Origin of the sequence: Cupriavidus sp. H39, from assembly GCF_050271075.1 — a bacterium.
Classification (GTDB): domain Bacteria; phylum Pseudomonadota; class Gammaproteobacteria; order Burkholderiales; family Burkholderiaceae; genus Cupriavidus; species Cupriavidus necator_B.
On the sequence record NZ_CP189848.1, the window covers coordinates 2,005,510 to 2,023,787 of the forward strand.

At 60.4% G+C, this 18,278-nt stretch carries 13 protein-coding genes and 2 pseudogenes; 8 read left to right on the top strand and 7 right to left on the bottom strand.

The genetic code is table 11. The features are described from left to right. The first annotated feature begins 10 nt into the window (after nt 1-10). Complete coding sequence (locus ACOCMH_RS24675) at nt 11-1,513, top strand: ISNCY family transposase (RefSeq protein WP_427308413.1); 1,503 nt, start codon at nt 11-13, stop codon at nt 1,511-1,513. Between the two features lie 151 nt (nt 1,514-1,664). Continuing rightward, a pseudogene (locus ACOCMH_RS24680) lies at nt 1,665-2,788 on the top strand (helix-turn-helix domain-containing protein); the annotation flags it as partial. A 180-nt stretch (nt 2,789-2,968) separates the two neighbouring features. Here ACOCMH_RS24680 and ACOCMH_RS24685 read toward each other — a convergent pair. Continuing rightward, nucleotides 2,969-3,949, bottom strand: a complete 981-nt coding sequence (locus ACOCMH_RS24685) for an alpha/beta fold hydrolase (RefSeq protein WP_427309541.1) — start codon at nt 3,947-3,949, stop codon at nt 2,969-2,971. A 285-nt stretch (nt 3,950-4,234) separates the two neighbouring features. Here ACOCMH_RS24685 and ACOCMH_RS24690 point away from each other — a divergent pair, with 285 nt between their 5' ends. Continuing rightward, a complete protein-coding gene (locus ACOCMH_RS24690) occupies nt 4,235-4,720 on the top strand; it encodes a DUF6130 family protein (RefSeq protein WP_427313351.1) in 486 nt (161 codons plus the stop codon). A gap of 317 nt (nt 4,721-5,037) precedes the next feature. Here the strand turns inward: ACOCMH_RS24690 and ACOCMH_RS24695 are convergent, their stop codons facing one another. Continuing rightward, complete coding sequence (locus tag ACOCMH_RS24695; protein WP_427309543.1) at nt 5,038-5,439, bottom strand: DUF6572 domain-containing protein; 402 nt, start codon at nt 5,437-5,439, stop codon at nt 5,038-5,040. A gap of 182 nt (nt 5,440-5,621) precedes the next feature. On the opposite strand from ACOCMH_RS24695, the gene ACOCMH_RS24700 reads away from it, so the two are divergent. Continuing rightward, a complete protein-coding gene (locus ACOCMH_RS24700) occupies nt 5,622-5,882 on the top strand; it encodes a helix-turn-helix domain-containing protein (RefSeq protein ID WP_427313352.1) in 261 nt (86 codons plus the stop codon). Beyond that, nucleotides 5,845-6,345, top strand: a pseudogene (locus tag ACOCMH_RS24705) (ISNCY family transposase); the annotation flags it as partial. The gene ACOCMH_RS24700 and the pseudogene ACOCMH_RS24705, both read left to right, overlap by 38 nt. 695 nt (nt 6,346-7,040) lie before the next feature. On the opposite strand, the gene ACOCMH_RS24710 reads toward ACOCMH_RS24705, so the two are convergent. The 5 genes from ACOCMH_RS24710 to ACOCMH_RS24730 form a co-directional block, all read right to left on the bottom strand. Then, nucleotides 7,041-8,657, bottom strand: a complete 1,617-nt coding sequence (locus tag ACOCMH_RS24710; protein WP_427309545.1) for a bifunctional aspartate transaminase/aspartate 4-decarboxylase — start codon at nt 8,655-8,657, stop codon at nt 7,041-7,043. A gap of 167 nt (nt 8,658-8,824) precedes the next feature. Further along, nucleotides 8,825-9,160, bottom strand: a complete 336-nt coding sequence (locus ACOCMH_RS24715; RefSeq protein ID WP_427309547.1) for a hypothetical protein — start codon at nt 9,158-9,160, stop codon at nt 8,825-8,827. Nucleotides 9,161-9,205: 45 nt separating this feature from the next. Then, complete coding sequence (gene aspT, locus ACOCMH_RS24720) at nt 9,206-10,894, bottom strand: aspartate-alanine antiporter (protein WP_427309549.1); 1,689 nt, start codon at nt 10,892-10,894, stop codon at nt 9,206-9,208. A 105-nt stretch (nt 10,895-10,999) separates the two neighbouring features. Then, nucleotides 11,000-13,756: a decarboxylase gene (locus ACOCMH_RS24725; RefSeq protein WP_427309551.1), complete on the bottom strand. Its 2,757-nt coding sequence runs from the start codon at nt 13,754-13,756 to the stop codon at nt 11,000-11,002. A gap of 13 nt (nt 13,757-13,769) precedes the next feature. After that, entirely contained in the window at nt 13,770-13,901 is a 132-nt protein-coding gene (locus tag ACOCMH_RS24730; protein WP_427309553.1) for a hypothetical protein, read from the bottom strand. A 646-nt stretch (nt 13,902-14,547) separates the two neighbouring features. Here ACOCMH_RS24730 and ACOCMH_RS24735 point away from each other — a divergent pair. The 3 genes from ACOCMH_RS24735 to ACOCMH_RS24745 all read left to right on the top strand — a co-directional run bounded on the left by ACOCMH_RS24735 (nt 14,548) and on the right by ACOCMH_RS24745 (nt 18,275). After that, entirely contained in the window at nt 14,548-14,802 is a 255-nt protein-coding gene (locus tag ACOCMH_RS24735) for an RNA recognition motif domain-containing protein (RefSeq protein ID WP_427309006.1), read from the top strand. A 258-nt stretch (nt 14,803-15,060) separates the two neighbouring features. Continuing rightward, nucleotides 15,061-17,340 (top strand): DUF3141 domain-containing protein, encoded by a 2,280-nt coding sequence (locus ACOCMH_RS24740; protein ID WP_427309555.1) that lies wholly within the window; start codon nt 15,061-15,063, stop codon nt 17,338-17,340. Continuing rightward, on the top strand, nt 17,337-18,275 hold the full coding sequence (locus ACOCMH_RS24745) for a phosphate acetyltransferase (protein ID WP_427309557.1): 939 nt from the start codon (nt 17,337-17,339) through the stop codon (nt 18,273-18,275). Before ACOCMH_RS24740 ends, ACOCMH_RS24745 begins: the two co-directional genes overlap by 4 nt. The last annotated feature ends 3 nt before the right edge of the window (nt 18,276-18,278 follow it).

Here is an 18,278-nt window from a genome sequence, read left to right on the forward strand (position 1 = left end):
GACCATCACGATGGCGATGCGCGAATTGGATCGGCTCAAGGTGATTCAGGCCGTGGTCGACCATGGCCTGGCAGTCTGGCGCGCGGCCGAGAAGCTCGGCTTGTCGCGGCGCCAGGTGGAACGGCTGGTGTTGCGCTACCGTGAAGACGGTCCCGGCGGCCTGGGCTCGCGCAAGCGTGGTCGTGACAGCAACCGCCAGTTGCCGCCCGGGCTGGAATCCCGCGTGCGCGGCCTGATCCGCGACAGTTACGCCGACTTCGGCCCGACCCTGGCCGCCGAGAAGCTGCGTGAGCGCCATGGCATCGACCTAGCCACGGAGACCGTTCGCCGCATCATGATCGACGCCGGCTTTTGGGTGCCGCGCAGGCTGCGCCCGCCCAAGGTCCACCAGCCAAGGAACCGCCGCGCCTGCCTGGGCGAGCTGGTGCAGATCGATGGCTCCGACCACGCCTGGTTCGAGGACCGGGCGCCGGCGTGCACGCTGCTGGTCTATGTCGATGACGCGACCGGGCGGCTGATGCAGTTGTTGTTCGTGCCGACCGAGTCGACGCCGGCGTATTTCAGCGCCACGCGCGCCTATGTCGAGCGCCATGGCAAGCCGATGGCGTTCTACAGCGACAAGGCCGGCATCTTCCGCGTCAACGCCAGGGACGGCGCCGAAGGCCGCGGCTACACCCAGTTCGGGCGCGCGCTGTTCGAGCTCAACATCGACATCCTGTGCGCCAATTCGAGCCCGGCCAAGGGCCGGGTCGAGCGGATGAACGGCACCTTGCAGGACCGGCTGGTCAAGGAACTGCGGCTGCGCGGGATCAGCACCATGGCCGCCGCCAACGCTTTTGCGCCGCATTTCATCGCCGACTTCAATGCGCGCTTCGCCAAGGTGCCCAGGCGCGACTTCGATGCGCACCGGCCGCTGCGCGGCGACGAGGACCTGGAACGGATCTTCAGTTGGCGTGAATGGCGCAAGGTGTCGGCCAGCCTCACGTTGCAGTACGACAAGGTGCTGTACCTGCTCGAGGACCGCCCCGAGCACCGGCGCTTGATGCACCGCTATCTCGAGGTCGCCGAGTACCCGGACGGCAGGATCGAGTTGTGGGCCGATGGCGCTGCCCTGCCCTACACCACCTATGACCGGCTTGGCGCGATCGACCAGGGTGCGATCGTTGAGCACAAGCGGCTGGGGCACGTGCTGGCCATCACGGCGCAGGTGCAGGCGCAGCGCGACAGTCGCCAGCAGGCGGGGCCGTCGCGCACGCTGCAAGGCGAACCTGCCCGGCCCCATCGCGCGCCGCTGAACGTCAAGCGGCAGCGGCTGATCAACCGGCTCGATCTGGAGCGCGCAATCGCTGCGGCCCCGCTCCAGCGGAATGCGGACATTTCAACTTGGCCCACCGCGCAGCCACCGCCCCACCCTGGGCCAGACTCAGTCACGTCAGGCCAGCCCCACCGCGCTACGGCCGACCCCCAAAAGCATCAAAACCCGCACAAAAAGCACGCTCGGACTGACATTTGAATTTAGCAGGCGCCCCGACCTTTCAAAACCGCCTAGACAGCAGGTGTTAGCCGTTTTTTCTAATGTCGTAGTTGGGATGAATTCAAATGTCGTACCTCATTCCCGGATCATGCCAAGCTGGCGGCCTTGCCGCCAAGCCAGGAGCACGATCATGGGCCGCCCCGACACGATCACCATGAGCATGCGGGAACTGGATCGCTCCAAGGTCATCCAGGCTGTTGTCGAAGACAGTCTGATGGTCTGGCGCGCCGCTGAGAAGCTCGGCATCTCTAAGCGCCAGGTCGAGCGCCTGGCGCAGCGGTACCGGCAAGACGGCCCCCGGGGTCTCGTTTCGCGTAAATGGGGCCAGCCGGGTCACCACCAATTGCCGCCGGGGCTGGAATCCCGCGTGCGCGGCCTGATCCGCGACAGTTACGCGGACTTCGGCCCGGCCCTCGCGGCCGAGAAGCTGCGCGAGCGCCATGGTATCGAGATCTCGCCGGCATGCGCGCCTATCTGGAGCGTCATGGCAAGCCCGTGGCGTTCTACAGCGACAAGGCCAGCGTCTTCCGCGTCAACAAGCCGAGTGCGACCGGCGGCGATGGCCATACCCAGTTTGCCCGGGTCCTGTTCGAACTGAGCATAGAGGGCATTTGCGCCAACAGCTGCCAGGCAAAGGGCCGCGTAGAACGAACCCACCTGACCTTGCAGGACCGCCTCGTCAAGGAACTGCGCCTGCGCAATATCAACTCAATGGAGGCCGCCAACGCGTTCATGCCCGAATTCATCGCGGACTACAACACGCGGTTTGCCAAGGTGCCGCGCAACAGCCATAACGCCCATCGTCCGCTGCGCTCCGATGAGAGCCTGGACCTGATCTTCACCGTGCGTGAGCCACCTTGCGTGTCCAAGAGCCTGACGATCCAGTACGACAAGACACTCTACCTGCTGGCCGATACCCCGGAACATCGCAAGCTGGCTGGGCGCTACATCGATGTCTACCACTACCCGGAGGGCACGATTGAGCCGCGGGCGAATGGCGCTGCCCTGCCCTACACGACCTATGATCGCCTCTCGGAAGTGGACCAGGGCGCGATCGTCGACAACAAGCGCCTTGGACACGTGCTGCAGTTGGCGCAATACGTGCAGGAGAAGCGCGACAATCGCCGGTCACAGGCCGGGCCGCGTACGGACGGTACTCCACGCAAGCGTGGGCGACCGCCAGGCACCAAATCCCAGCGTTCGCTGAATGGTGACGATATGCTTGAGGCGCTGCAGCGCTTGCAGCAACAGTCGTGCCTCTTACCGGAACGCAGAGTTGAAAGCCGCCGGGGGCCGACATGGCATTGGGTCTGTATCGCTGCCAGAGTCGGCTCGAACCTCGTGTTGCAACGTTACTTCGGCGTGTTCTCGCATGCGGTAGCGGCTATATCGATGGTGAGCGCCTTTGACCTCACCGCGCATCTCCGCCTTGGTTTAGCGCGCATCGAACGCCGCTTGTACTTCTGAAATCGTCGCAGCCTTGTCCTGCAGGTGCGGATAATGGCCGAGGCCGGGCAAGACCTTTATGTCAAGGCCGGCGCGGCCAGCCAGCTCCTCGCCCATTTCCTTGCGAATATAGATATCCTTCTCGCCCCAGATCACGCTGACAGGCGTCCTCAGTTTTCCCAGGTTCGCCTCGAAATAGTCCTGGTCACGCGTGAAATGAGAGTAATAGTGGTAGAACGCATCGGCAGACGTCAGGACACCGTTTTGCCATCCATGAGCGATATCGGCCTTGAATTCCGGTGTCAGTTCATAGCGCGAGGACTCGGGAAGTCCGCGGGTAAATGCGTTCTGCAGAATTTCGTTGCGTGTGCGGTTAAAGGCTGCATGAACCGCGTCGGCAGTGGCAGGTTCCTTGAGCCCTTGCAGGCGCTCCTGCATGAACTGCGGACGGTTGAATGGCGCAAAGTCGCCAACAACAATGCGCTTGGCGATGGCCGGGTCGTCGATGGCTGCCAGCAGGGCTGGCAGGGCGCCAATGTCCGTCGCGTAGATCACCAGGTTGTTCTTGTCGATGTCCGCCATGGCGATGTAGTCCCTCAGCACCTTTGCATAGTCCTGGGGTGCGTAGGCAAACCTGTCGGCCGCGGGACGGGACGATTCGCCATAGCCCGGCCAGTCGAAAGCGTGGACCTCATAGTCCTGGCTCAGCTGCATGGCAATGTCCTTCCACGCATACAGTGTCTCCGGGAATCCATGCAGGAACAGCACCGTGCCCTTTGCCTTGGCATTGCGTACGATCAGGCGCCTCAAACTGATATCCGGGTTGACCTGGACGACGCTGATTTCCTGTACTGCGGCTTGCGGAGCCGCCGCCGTGGCGCTCCCAATGAATAGCGTGGCGGCCAGCGCCACCGCGCCGGCGGCGGCCGAGAGGCGTAGTGCATTGCGAACTGTGGATTTCGTGGTCATGTCGTCTACCTTTTGCTTGATGGTCTGCAAGCCATCCAGCCAACGCGGCGGATATATGTTGCTAAGCAGCATTGAACGATAAAGATGTATCCCGGCTGTAGCGAAGGGAACCCCTTAATGTATTAGTTCGTATCTGTGGGTTGCGCCGCTACGTTGTCATACAAAGATCTCGACAGCCCGCCGCGGAGGTGTGCTCAGATGCGACGCCTGTCCAGAACTTCCGCGTCGCATTCGACCCTGGATGTGAGTGTGGATGCCACCCATCTGCATGAAAAGGAAAACGCCATGCCTTCTGTCCTCAAGTACCTTTCAGCCGCTGGCATCGCTGCGGCCTTCTGTGCGAGCGCGTCAGCGCAAGTTGCTCAGGATGCCATCCGTCCGCCTGCCATTCTTCCCCTCAGCAGCGAGCCTGCACCAAAGCTGATTCCCTACGCTGCGCTGCCGGAGCCGCTCGCGCGCGGCGTCGTCATCGTCCAGTTTCGAACCGAGAATTTCCGCGTTATGCCGGTATTCGGGAGGCCCGCCGTGGACATCTCGCCTCGTATCGGGCATCTGCACGTGACAGTTGACAATGCCCATGGCACCTGGGCCCATACGAGCGAGGATCCGATTATCGTGGTCGGGCTCACGCCGGGGCCACACAATATCCGCCTGGAACTGGCCGATCCTAGTCACAAGATCCTTGCCACTGAGGTGGTCGCCGTCACGGTCCCTGACCTGAAGGCTTCGGGATCGTCGCCGACATCGCCGCCCGTATCCCACCAGCATTGATCAGATTTTTACCCTTCTGTATCGCGCGCCGCCATTGCTGCCGGCCGCGATTGCCCAGGGCATCGAGCGCTGTACGCGTTCTATGGCTCTTAACGCTGTTCGCGCGGCCTGTCGTACGGCGCCTGACCGCTGTTGTTGTACATTGTCGCTAAATTATTCGGTGAGGATTCAGAACCTGCACGCGAGCATTTGCACCCGCTGTATGCCCGGAAAATGGAAAGTTCACCACGAACCGTTCATGGTGGCCAAGATGATGCGCGTCTGCAAGAGCGCCTTGCTTTGTCTCAAGTTCAGAAAGCGCACTCTCTAGATACGCATCAAAGTCGTCGTCTGTCATCAGGAGGAGGATGAGTTTCGTGTGCGGTTCTACGCTGAATCGTTGGCAAAACCGCCGCCTGCGTGGCGAAGAAGCAAGGTAGCCCCGTAGCTTTCGATGACCGCTCTCGCTTGCGCAAGAAATCGCTCTGCCTCTTGGCTTGGGCGAAATCGCAAGACGACGTCGATAACCACTTGTCGCCCTTGGCTTCGGGATAGCAGCTATAAACCTCCCCAGATTCAATGAAGCCGAGGTATGTATTGATTTTGGCCTGAAGCAACTGGAGGTGCGCCGTATCCCAAGGCAGGGAGTCGACGATATTGAGATGAACAGCCCCAGTTTGTCGGTCAACGCCGATCGCATCAATTGTCGAACCGCTCTGCACAGTGATTGGCACATTCATCGAGCTCTGTGGCGGACGTTTTAACTTAGCTGCCCGCCGGACATTTGAACTTTGCCTTGACAGCAGGTGTTAGACCCAAATAGAAATGTCGTACCCCCTTGCCAAGGCTGGCATGCTGGCGGCTTTCCGTCTGTCCGAGACCGGAGGCCGCGATGCCCAAGCCCGAGACCATCACGATGGCGATGCGCGAATTCGATCGGCTCAAGGTGATTCAGGCCGTGGTCGACCATGGCCTGGCGGTTTGGCGCGCGGCCGAGAAGCTCGGCTTGTCGCGGCGCCAGGTGGAACGGCTGGTGTTGCGCTACCGTGAAGACGGTCCCGGCGGCCTGGGCTCGCGCAAGCGTGGTCGTGACAGCACCGGCCAGTTGCCGCCCGGGCTGGAATCCCGCGTGCGCGGCCTGATACCGGGCGCCGGCGTGCACGCTGCTGGTCTATGTCGATGACGCGACCGGGCGGCTGCTGCAGTTGTTGTTTGTGCCGACCAAGTCGACGCCGGCGTATTTCAGCGCCACGCGCGCCTATGTCGAGCGAGCGGATGAACGGCACCTTGCAGGACCGGCTAGTCAAGGAGCTGCGGCTGCGCGGGATCAGCACCATGGACGCCGCCAACGCTTTGCGCCGCATTTGATCGCCGACTTCAATGCGCGCTTCGCCAAGGTGCCCAGGCGGGACTTCGATGCGCACCGGCCGCTGCGCGGCGACGAGGACCTGGAACGGATCTTCAGTTAGCGCAAGGTCTCGCAGAGCCTCACGCTGCAGTACGACAAAGTGCTGTACCTGCTCGAGGACCGGCCTGAGCACCGGCGCCTGATCCACCGGTATATCGAAGTGACCGAGTACCCGGACGGGCGCATCGAGCTGTGCGCCGACGGCGCGTCCCTGCCCTACACCACCTTTGACCGGCTCGACGCCCCCAGGAAAGCATTCAACCCCGCACAAAAAGCACGTTCGGACTGACATTTGAATTTAGCTTTGACAGCGAATGTGGGCCGTTTTTAGTAATGTCACCTTTGCGAAGTCGTCTAATCTAAAACTGTCCGGTAACATTACTCAGTCGGCCTACCCTGCAAATAAAGACGGTATGACTCCACGACGCCGGCTCCCCGACCCTCATCCGCTCCGCACAAAGCGGCTTACCAAGTTGCAATACCTGCGCGAAGCGCGTGAGGCATGCCTAAGTTACAGTGTGCCGCTTGGGATCATAGGGCCATACAAGGCTCGGTCACTGACCTGGAACTCGAGCACTTACTACTACGTCTTTGGCCAAGGGCTCGCCGGCAACGCCCGGCTCGTCGAGGCTTTCCGGGTAAACAGACACGGCGAATTGGTCCCCGTCCCCGCCTTCCAATACCCAGAACCATTCAAGGAATTGTTCCCGACCGATTACTCCATCTTGTATAGCGCCGACCCGTGGAACGGAGCCTTTCCTCCAGCCAAGCGAAGCGAAGTATTCGAGGGAGACTGAGCACATAGCCGCTGGTCGCGACCATGAAGCAGCATGACAGTCGCCCGGCGTCGGGCGGCCGTTTGCTCAAACGCCCGGCGCCGCCGCTGAACCCGTCACCCTGTCTCACCCTCGCGCTTCCGCGCGCCCCAAGAGTCTACTTCTTTTTTTCCTCGTCAATCTTTCCTCCTGATTTCTGGTAGCGATCGAGATACTCGTCGCGCAGCTTGCGGACGCTGCGACCGATCTTCACGTAGTCTTCTTGGTTGAGGTTGGCCAGAGAAACCCGTCCCGACGGATGTCGCGTACCAAATCCCTTGCCAGGCAGCAGCACCACGCCAGCTTCTTCGGCCAAGCGGAACAACAACTCGTGGGGCCCTACGGATTCAAGCAGCCACTTGACAAAATCCTCGCCAACGTCCCGGCTCTGCTGCTCCACATCGAGCAGCGTGTAATAGTCGACGACGTTCGAATCCACCGGCTCAGCCGCAACGCCCATGCCGCGATACAAGGCGGCCTTGCGGGTCCGGATCAACCCCTTCATCGCGTTCTTGTAGCTTTCCGTCGAATCCATCAGGGCGAACAGCGAGAACAGCACCATCTGCACTTGCTGGGGTGTGGAAAGGCCCGCCGTGTGATTGAGTGCCACCGTGCGGCTGTCCGCAACAATACGGTCAATAAACAGCAACTTCTCGGGTTCGGTAGTTATGGATTCGTAGCGATGGTTCAGCTCCTGGCGATCAGCTTGTGGCAGCTTAGCCAGCATGTCATCGAACAGGTTCGACTTGTGGGTGGCGATTACGCCCAGTCGCCAGCCGGTCGCACCAAAGTACTTTGAGAACGAGTACACCAAGATGGTGTTCCTCGGGCACATGGCAAACAACGACACGAAGTTGTCGGCAAAGGTGCCATAGACGTCGTCGGTCAGGATAATAAGATCCGGACGGTCTTTGACGATGGAAGCGAGATAGTTGAGGCTCTCATCGCTCATTCGCACCGAGGGTGGATTGCTCGGGTTCACCACGAAAAATGCTTTTACCTTCGGATCGCGCAGCTTGTCCAGTTCCTCGTTGGAGTATTGCCAGCCAGCAGCCGGATCTGCATTAATCATTACTTCGGTGAGCTCGTACTCCTTCAGTTCCGGAATCTCGATATACGGCGTAAAGATTGGCATGCCCAAGGCGATCTGGTCGCCCGCCTTGAGAAGGCGGTTGACACGCATCGAATTAAACAGATACGTCATTGCGGCCGTACCGCCTTCGACCGCGTACAAGTCGAAATCGCCCAGGAACGGATGGGAGCCGATCATTTCCTTCCGGATATATTGCTTGACGATCTTTTCACTTAGCCTGAGCATGCGATCCGGCACGGGATAGTTGCAAGCCAGAATGCCTTCGCACATTTCATAGAGGAAATCGCCTCCATCCAGGCCTAGCTCGTCGCGTACGAAAGAAACGGCGCCGGCCAGGAACTTGACTCCCGGAGTGTCGCGGTGATATCGCGTGAAGATATCGAAGCGCTCCTCGATACCCGCTCTGCGGGGAAAACCGCCGACCCCTTCCGTCAGGTATGCAAAGGACCGTTCGGATTCGGTCATCGCAAACAGGCCAAGCTGCCAGAAGCCATGGCGTGGAACCGTTGCAAGAAAGTTCGGGTTACCACGTCCGGCATTCAGCATCAGCCGGTTTGAAACGCTTCCCGCCAGCTTGATCAACTCATCCTTTAGTTCAAACGGTGAGAGACTTCCTAACTTCGATATATCTGGCTTGCTCATGACGCATTCCCCAAGAATTATTGCATGGCGGAAAACTGCGATTTTGATCCAGCAACGGGATCATTCTAGTCAACGATTGGCAACCCACCGCAAGCCTTTTGGATGCGAACTACTAAGGGCATCTGCTGTCGGCCACGCGCCAGCAGAACGCGTTCGCCCTTTCGCAATCAGCGTCCCATCCGACGGTCATAGCTGCGCGAAATACGATCGAGCAATCCGGGATCGCGCGAGTCACTGGCGCTGAACTGCACCCGCACGCTGCCGTCAGGCTGCTGTCGTACGGTGGCGGTCACCCCGGTGCCCTCGCGCTGCCCCGCGACCGTCCCGCTCGCCTGGTCCTGAGTGCTGACCACCACCTCCTGATCGCGCATGGCATCCGCCGCTGCGAAGAACGAGCGATCGTAGCTTGCGGGTACGGCGGTGCCGGGCGGATAGCCATAGTAGGTACAACCCGAGACGGCCAGAGTCGCGCCGAGTATCAGCGTAGCAAGCAAGTTCATCATGTGAGACCTGTATCCAATAGGGAAATCAGACCAGTCATGGCTCAGTCACGAGAGAATCATGATTACCACCATGCCCCAGATCGTCAGAAGCGTATTGCCGACCGCATAGGTGACGGTGTAGCCGAGACCCGGGACCTGACTCTTTGCCGCTTCGCAGATCATTCCCAATGCAGCCGTAGTGGTCCTCGAGCCGGCGCATACGCCGAGCAGAATGGCGGGGTCAAAACGGAACACGTACTTGGCCAGGTACATACCGATAAAAAGCGGCACCGACGTAGCAAAGATGCCCCAGAGGAACAGACTGATGCCGAGCTTCTGCAGGCCGGCGACAAAGCCCGGGCCCGCAGAGATGCCCACAACGGCGATGAAGACATTGAGGCCAACCGAGTTCATGAACCAGACAGTCGGCTCCGGAATGCGGCCAAAGGTCGGATGTATGGCTCGGTACCATCCGAAGACAATGCCGGCAATCAGCGCACCACCTGCTGTGGAAAGGGTTAAGGGAACCCCCCCTGCCTTCAGAACGACTGCGCCAATGAGCGCGCCAACGGTGATCGCAAGTGACATGAACGCTACGTCCGTCACCGTCGTAGGCCGGTCGATGTAGCCTAGTTCCTTAGCGGTCGCGTTGATATCCTGTGTGCGACCGACCAATGTCACCACGTCGCCGCGATAGAGTTTCGTCTTGGGCAGCACCGGGATCACGGTTTCGGTGGGCCCGCGCTTGATTTTCTTGACGAACACGCCACGCGCGCCTGGCCAGCGGGCGAGTTCCTGCAAAGTATGACCATCAACGGCCTTGTTCGTGACGTAGATATCAACGCCCTCCGTCTTCACGTCGAGCAGTTCAACATCCTCAACTTCGCGACCGCTTGGCCCGAGGCGTGCAATCAGCTGATCGCGCTTGCCGCCGATCGCGACAACGTCACCAGGCTCGAGCCTGGTGGCAAGGTCCGCCTCAATGATTTTGCCGCCGCGACGAATGCGTTCAACGAATGCCCGGACGCCCTCCTGTGTGCTTGCCTCCAGATCCCCTACTGCCCTGCCGATAAATGGGCTATTGGGCGCGATTGAATAGGCGCGCAATTGGAAATCATGCCACTTGGTGCCGCCTTCCCCCTCCTCTCCGGCGCCTAACTTCATTTCGTAATCCTTGCAAGCGGCGACCAGGTCAATGCCCAGAAGCTTCGGGCCGAGTTGCGCGAGGATGATTGCCGAACCGACCGTACCGAAGATATAGGTAACGGCATAGGCGATCGGCATGGCATCCAGAAGCTGTTTTGCCTCATCGGGTGGCATGCCGAGGCGATTGATGGCATCGGTGGCGAGCCCCATCGACGCGGAAATTGTCTGCGATCCCGCGAAGAGCCCAGCGGCGGAACCCAGGTCATATCCGGCCAACATTGCCGCCGCGACTGAGGCGGCCAGGCACAACACACACATGACCAAGGCGAAGATGGCTTGTGGCAAGCCGTCCTTGGCGATGCCGCGTACGAACTGCGGACCGACGCCATAGCCCACGGCAAACAAGAACATCAGGAAGAAGACGGACTTCACATTGGGCGATATTTTCACGCCGAGGATGCCAATGACAATCGACACCAGCAGCGTCGACGTGACCGCCCCAAGGCTGAAGCCTTTGTAGCTTTTCCCGCCAACCCAGTAGCCAATCCCCAGCGCGAGGAAGATTGCAATCTCAGGATACGATTTGAGTGTTTCCACGAACCAGGACATAGCGCTCCTCCGGTTAGCGATGGACAGGTGAAGTCGGGTGCTCTCCCTGCATCAGTCCATCCGGTGATTCCTGCGGAATACAGATGACTACGTGCGCGACACAGATCAGCCCGATTTTCGTTTCATGGCGTCCAGCGCTTCAGGCTTGAGCAGCTCAAGGCCGCGCGTTGCGTTGAATCCGTGGATCTCTTTCACATCAAGCTTGCGCATGAAGGCAATGGTTTCTGGCGTGATCACCTGGCCCGGAACCATGATTGGAAAGCCTGGTGGATAGGGAATAACGAACTTGGCGGAAACTAGTTCCGGGCCATTCGTCAGCCGCTCGTCGATACGGGGATCATTCAGGCGGATGCACTCGCAAGCCTGCGGGTCATAGGCCAGGTAGTAGGCGGCACGCATGTCGCCTTCCGACGTTGCGCTCTCGCTGTTCTTGCGCAGGGCGTTATGGAAGCGGCTGAAGTCCGGCAGACGGGGCACATCCTCAACCAGTCCCTTCACGCGAGCCTGGAAACTGGCTCGCGCCTCGTCGCTGCCCTCTTCCCATTCACGCTCCAGCCCGCGGGAGATATCTGCCAGCGCCTTGATCAGGTGCGCCAAGTCACTGCGGGTGTTGTTAATATTGATCTGTACCAGGACGCTGTTACGTGATGTCTTGTTGACCTGGATATCGTAGGATTCGGCGAGCAGTCCCTTGAAGCGGGTGCCGTCGTAGCCCGCGTTGCCGCAAAGCAATGTGATGCGTGTCGGATCGAGAAAGAATTCGTCGGCGCGCAGGGCCTGGGTAGCATCCGCGACGGTGCTGCCCGGCATGCCGTAATCGGCAAATCCGGAGACGCGATACTCCGCCGGAATCATGTCCGCCGGGGTTGCGGCATGGAAGTACTTTGAGATCAGCGGATGATTGTTGATCTCCTTGCGGATCTCGATGGCCAGTTGCAGCGCGCGCTGCACCAGCTCATAGCCTTCGAGTTCCATTTGCCGCCGGGCCACATCGATGGAGGCAATGATCTGCAGGTTCGGCGATGTCGAGGTATGCGTGAAGAAGGCTTCCTTGAACTGCGCCTCGACGGTGTGGAACTGCTGGTCGGCCACGACAATGATCGAACCCTGGCGCAAGGACGACATTGACTTGTGGATTGACTCTGTCTCATAGACGCGTACCTTCACCTGGTCCGGGTCAGGCAGCAATGGCATGTCGAGCCGTCGTGCATCGGTGTCGCCGATGCCATCGAGCGATGCCTTAAAGGCTTCGTACTTTTCCCGATAGGCCGCATCATGCATCAGCTCGCGCAACTTGGCCGCTCCCCCCATCGCGGTGCGCATGCGAAGCAGCGGCGAGAATCGGGCAAAGCCGAACCACGCCTCGTCCCACAGGAAGATGAGATCCGGCTTGATGGCCAGGCACTCCAGCATGGTCTGTTCCACGTTGGCGATGTGGCCGTCAAAGGTGCAATTGGTCAGCACCAGCATCTTCGCCCGGTCGAGCTTGCCTTCGGCCTTGAGCGCCAGCAGCGCCTGCTTGATGGGGCGGATGGCCAGGCTGCCGTACATCGAATATTGAGTGAGCGGGTAGGCATCGATGTAGAGCGGCTGCGCACCGGCCAGGACAATGCCGTAGTGGTGCGATTTGTGGCAGTCGCGGTCGATCAGGACGATGTCGCCCGGCGTGAGCAGCGCCTGGTGGACGATCTTGTTGGCGGTCGAGGTACCATTCGTGACGAAGAAGGACCGGTCGCCGCCGAATGCTCGCGCAGCTTTGTCCTGAGCCACCTTGATATTGCCGGCTGGCTCCAGCAGGCTGTCCAGCCCGCCGGTGGTGGCGCATGACTCCGCGAGAAACAGATTGGCGCCATAGAACTCACCCATGTCGCGAATCCAGTTCGACTTGAAGATGGACTTGCCTCGGGCGATTGGCAGCGCGTGAAAGGTACCCATCGGCCGTGCCGCGTAGTGCTTCAGATTGTCGAAATACGGCGTGTCGTAGCGGTCCTTGATGCCGTCCAGAATGGCAAGATGGACTTCCATGGGTTCCTCCGCGCCATAGAATATCCGGCGCAGCGGCGCGGCCTCCTCGGAGCCGGCGAGATGACCGACGTCGCGGTCTGTGGACAGGAACACATCGAGCTCAGGGCGCAGGCCCCGCAGCAGGTTGGCCAGCGCAGTACCCATATCCTGCATGGCCGCTCCGGTCCCTGTCGGGGTATTACGCACAATGATGTCGCGCAATGCCGGTGAGGTGTATTGCGACGCGAAGCCGAAGCCATCGACAATCACGACCGACTGAAGATTGCAGTTGAATATGGCTGCCAGCAGCGCGTCTTCAAAATTGCCGACCACGACCGTTTCATAGATGAATTGATCGTCATCGCGCCGCAGCCGGCGGAAGGTGTCACGCAAATCAGGCCAGGTCGAGCGCTCGCCGGCCGCCACCAGCAGCACCTCGAAATACGGTTTGCGGCTCTGTCCACGGCCGATCGATGGTGGCAGGAGATCCGGAAGGCGCGACTCACCGTCGTCGTCGGCAACCCAGGCCTCTCTGTCGTCCCGATAGCTATTGGAAAGTAACGCGCCACTGATGCGCTGCACGATGCGTTCCAGGCCAACCCAATCCCCTTCCGACAGGCGCTCCTGCACTTGCGCAAACAAGTGCAGTCCGGGGTAGGCGTTCAGCTCTTCGATCGGATGGACTTCGTCCAACACAGCTCTGGCTTGCCGGCGCATATCATCAGCATTGCTCGCTCCTTCAGCCGCCAGGTTGCGCGCGATACGGTTGAGGACGCGCCAGCGGTCGACCCGTGCGTCCCAGGCCGAGAAGAACTGATTGAGTTCGAACTTTGGTGTCGTTGCTTCAGTTACAACCATGTCGTTTCTCCGCTTACGGGTGGATGTCCACAAAGCGGGTGGCGATGGCATCGCACAGCGCTTCAACGATGACTCCGCCCGTTTCCGTCTTTACCAGCGGAATCGGCAACGTCCGGTCGTCTTTGCCGGTCAGTTCGTGCGCCACACGGCTGTTGCGTCCTCTCAAGAGGGAAGCCGGACAACAACTTGGTGCTCTCTATCGTCCGCCAACTCTAGTCGTACGCCCCGCTGACACCTATGAAATCTTTTCGAAGGCGAATTAAGAATTCCTTTAAACGTCAGAAGTGCACGTCCACGTGCACGTAGCTTCGTTGTCGCCGCGCGGTGTCACCAACACGACGCGCGGCCCTGGCGGGGGCTTGCCTATCGCGACAATGCAAAGGCGCAAGGAGTTTGGCCGAAGCACCGCCGGCGCATCGTGCCGCAACGCCTTTCGCGTGATGCGACTGAAGGCCGGGACAACGCTTTCCGGGGTGTAGGCGATGACGGCAATACCTTGCATGCGACGTCGGTCGGGGAACTCGAGCCAACGACTTCACACGCTGCGCAGCCTCTTACTCGAAGTGACCGATCGGCCACGTGTGCCGAGGTTTAACTACTCTCTTATCTCGGCGCAGAAAAATTTCATGTTGGAACAGCCGATGGTTACACATAGAGTATTCACTCCAACCTTAACCACAGCGTGTTCATCGGCCTGGTTGAAATTGAGGTCTCGCATTTTCGGCCAATTAGAACGCAGTGGCCCATAGGTTTCATTCTTTCCATGATGTATGTACGCTTAGGGAGGCAACATGTCTGTCTTGTTGCTTGCAAACGTGGATCCGGATACGACTGAGGAGGAAATCCGTGCGTTCCTGGTCAAGTATGGATTGCCGGAGTTCAACGACATCGAGTATCTCGACGGGGACGGCAGTAGGCCTGCTGCCAGGTTGACCTTTGACTCGCTGGACAGTGACGCCTTGGACAAGCTGAAAGGCCGTATTCACGGTATGTACTGGAAAGGGAAACAGCTTAGCGCACAGGTACTCAGAGAGCGCTTCAGCTGAACCACGGGCAGTCCGTTTTCATTCGCGCCTGTCATGCTGGCGACAACGACGGCTACAGGGGCACCACCCGATACTCGCGTGGACGATACGCATGCACCCGGCCTGCGATCGGTACGGAAAGCTTACGGCGGAAATCGTCGAGATCGACACCTCGATACGTAAGGTTTCCCGTGAGGGCGGAGACGGAAGGTGGTCGAGTTTGTCGTGAATCGGAGGCCAGGCCCCAAATTTTCGACGATGCCTTTAGCGGAGGGCAGCATGGACACAGGACAGAAACTGGCTCATGCCCGCGACGTGGGCGTGAAGACAGGCGTGGTGCTGCAAAAGCGCCTCAGGAACGCGCAAGAGGCCTTCAACAAACGGGCGCAGCAAGCCATGAACGGAGACCCGGCTACGGCGGCTGGCTGGATGGCCGCGGCGGATCCGATAAGCGCCTATGCCTACGCGGTTGACAGCATGCAGCGTGCCACCCTGTTCTGGGACACGATACGGCAGCGCGGCAACAACTTTGTCGAGAATGCGGTGCAGGGCCTCAAGCCGGTTCTGCATTTTGAGTACGAGACCGTGCTGGATGGCCGCAGCTTCGCGCGGCCCGTCAACTATGCGCTCCTAAAGATCAAACCGCCGAAGGGCGTCTCGATCGACAATCGCCGTCGCCCTTACGTCATCATCGATCCGCGTGCAGGGCACGGACCTGGCATTGGCGGCTTCAAGGACGACTCCCAAGTCGGCGTGGCACTGCGCGCGGGCCACCCCGTCTATTTCGTCATCTTCTTCCGCGACCCGGAGCCCGGGCAAACGCTTGTGGACGTATGTGAAGCGGAACAGCAGTTCATCAAGAAAGTGCGTGCGTTGCATCCTGACAGCCAGAAGCCGGCAATTGTCGGCAACTGTCAGGGAGGCTGGGCCGCCATGATGCTCGCGGCGTCGGATCCTGACGACACTGGTCCCATTGTCATCAACGGCGCGCCGATGTCTTACTGGGGCGGTGCCTGGAGCGCGGGCGAAGGCGACAACCCGATGCGCTACTCGGGCGGCCTGCTAGGCGGGACTTGGCTGGCGTCCCTGATGGCTGATCTCGGCGACGGCAAGTTCGATGGTGCCTGGCTGGTCCAGAATTTCGAGAACCTGAATCCGGCCAACAGCTTGTGGGACAAGTACTACAACCTGTACCGCAAGGCCGATACCGAGCCGCCGCGCTTCTTAGAGTTCGAGCACTGGTGGGGCGGCTATTATCTGATGAACCGCGAAGAAATCGAATGGATCACGCGTAACCTCTTCGTGGGCAACAAGCTCTGGAGCGGCGATGTCAAGGATGCCGGCGGAAAGGGCTTCGATCTGCGCGACATCAAGGCTCCCATCGTGTTGTTTGCCTCAATGGGTGACAACATCACCCCGCCGCAACAGGCATTCAACTGGGTGGTGGACGTCTATGGAAGCACCGAGGAAATCAAGGCCCGGGGGCAGGTCATCGTCGGGATGATGCACCAGGACGTCGGCCACCTCGGCATCTTCGTTTCCGGTAAGGTCGCACAGAAGGAGCACGCGCAGATTGTTTCCGTGCTGCAGAGCATCGAGTTGTTGCCGCCGGGTCTATACGGCATGGTGATCCATGAGCGGAAGTCCGGCGATGGCGTCGAGTACGAGGTCAAATTCCGCGAGCATTCCCTCGAAGAGATCGCGCAAAGGCTCAACCGCTTCGAGCGCGCCGACGAGAGGCCGTTCGAGGCCGTTGCTGCTGTCTCCGAATTCAACCAGCGCGCCTATGAACTGTTCGCCCAGCCGTACGTGCAAGCCATGTCGAACGAAACGACGGCACGCATGCTGCGAGAGTTCCATCCGCTAAGGATGCAGAACTGGGCGTTTTCCGATCTGAATCCCTGGATGGCCTGGCTAGGTGCGGCTGCCAATGCGATCAAGTCTAACCGGCAGGCGCTGGACGATGACCATCCGCTGCGCCAGCGAGAGCAGGCCGGCGCGGAAATGCTCAGCGCCGGCCTCGACGCCTATCGTGCAGTCCGCGATGCGATGACGGAAGCCGCCTTCTTCAACGTGTACGCGAACATGTTGTCAGTCCTGCCGCAGGACAAGACATCGCATGCCGGCCGGCCGGCGGTTACTGAGCCGCGCGAGCTGCCGGAGGTCAAGGCGGCGCTAGCTTCGATCCGGGAGGGCGGCTACGCGGAAGCCATCGCCCGGGTGGCCTGCCTGCTCAAGCGTCAGGGCGAGCCATTGCCGCTCTCCAGGCTCGAGCTACGCAAAGAGCTGATGACGGACTACGCAGAACTGCTGCCGGAACTGCTCCCGGAGGCATGGCGCCGGGTTCGTGGCCAGCAGGAACTCATCACACTGTATGCGCCGGAACAGGCGCTCGAGACGCTGCCGGTCCTGCTGCATGACCAGAACGATCGCGAGCGCCTTCAGGCACTGGCCGAGAAGCTCAGGGACGACGAGCGGCTGCTTGGCAGCGCGCCGACGGCCGAGCAAGCCGCGATGCTGCGGCGTATCCGTGCAGCCCTGTCGGGAGAAAGTCCGTGAATGCCATGCATGAGAAGTATGAGCGCCTGATCGGCTACTGCAAGTCCCTTCCCCCCACGCCCACGGCAGTGGTCCATCCGTGCGACCAGAGTTCGCTGGAGGGCGCGGTAGAGGCCGCGCGGCTGGGCCTGATTGCGCCGATCCTGGTGGGGCCGCACGGTCGTATCCAAGAGATCGCTCAGGCCAATGGTATTGATATCAGCCAATATCCCATAATTGATACCGAGCACAGCCATGCCGCTTCCGCCGCCGCCGTGCAGCTGGTTCGCGAAGGCAAGGCTGAGGCCTTGATGAAGGGAAGCCTGCACACCGATGAACTGATGGGGGCGGTGGTCAGGGGGGAAAGCGGCTTGCGCACGGCGCGGCGGATCAGCCATTGCTTCGTCATGGATGTTCCAGGCCATGAGGACGCGCTCATCATTACCGACGCCGCGGTCAACATCGCGCCGACGCTGGAAGAAAAGGCGGATATCCTCCAGAACGCCATTGACCTGGCGCACGCACTCCAGGTTAAGGAGGTGCGCGTCGCCATCCTCTCGGCCATGGAAACGGTCAATCCGAAGGTACCGTCCACCGTGGAGGCTGCGGCGCTGTGCAAGATGGTTGACCGGCACCAGATTACTGGCGCGGTGGTCGATGGCCCGCTTGCGCTGGACAACGCTATCAACCTCGATGCCGCACGCATCAAGAAGATCGACTCACCCGTCGCCGGGCGCGCGAACGTGCTGCTGGTACCAGACCTTGATGCCGGCAATATGCTGGCCAAGAGCCTGACGTTCCTGGCCGGTGCCGACGCTGCGGGCATCGTGCTGGGGGCACGGGTGCCCATTATCCTGACCAGTCGCGCGGATGCTGTCATGACGCGCCTGGCGTCATGTGCGGTGGCGGTGCTGGTGGCCAAGGCGCGCCGGGAATCCAGGCAGATACAGGGGTGACGA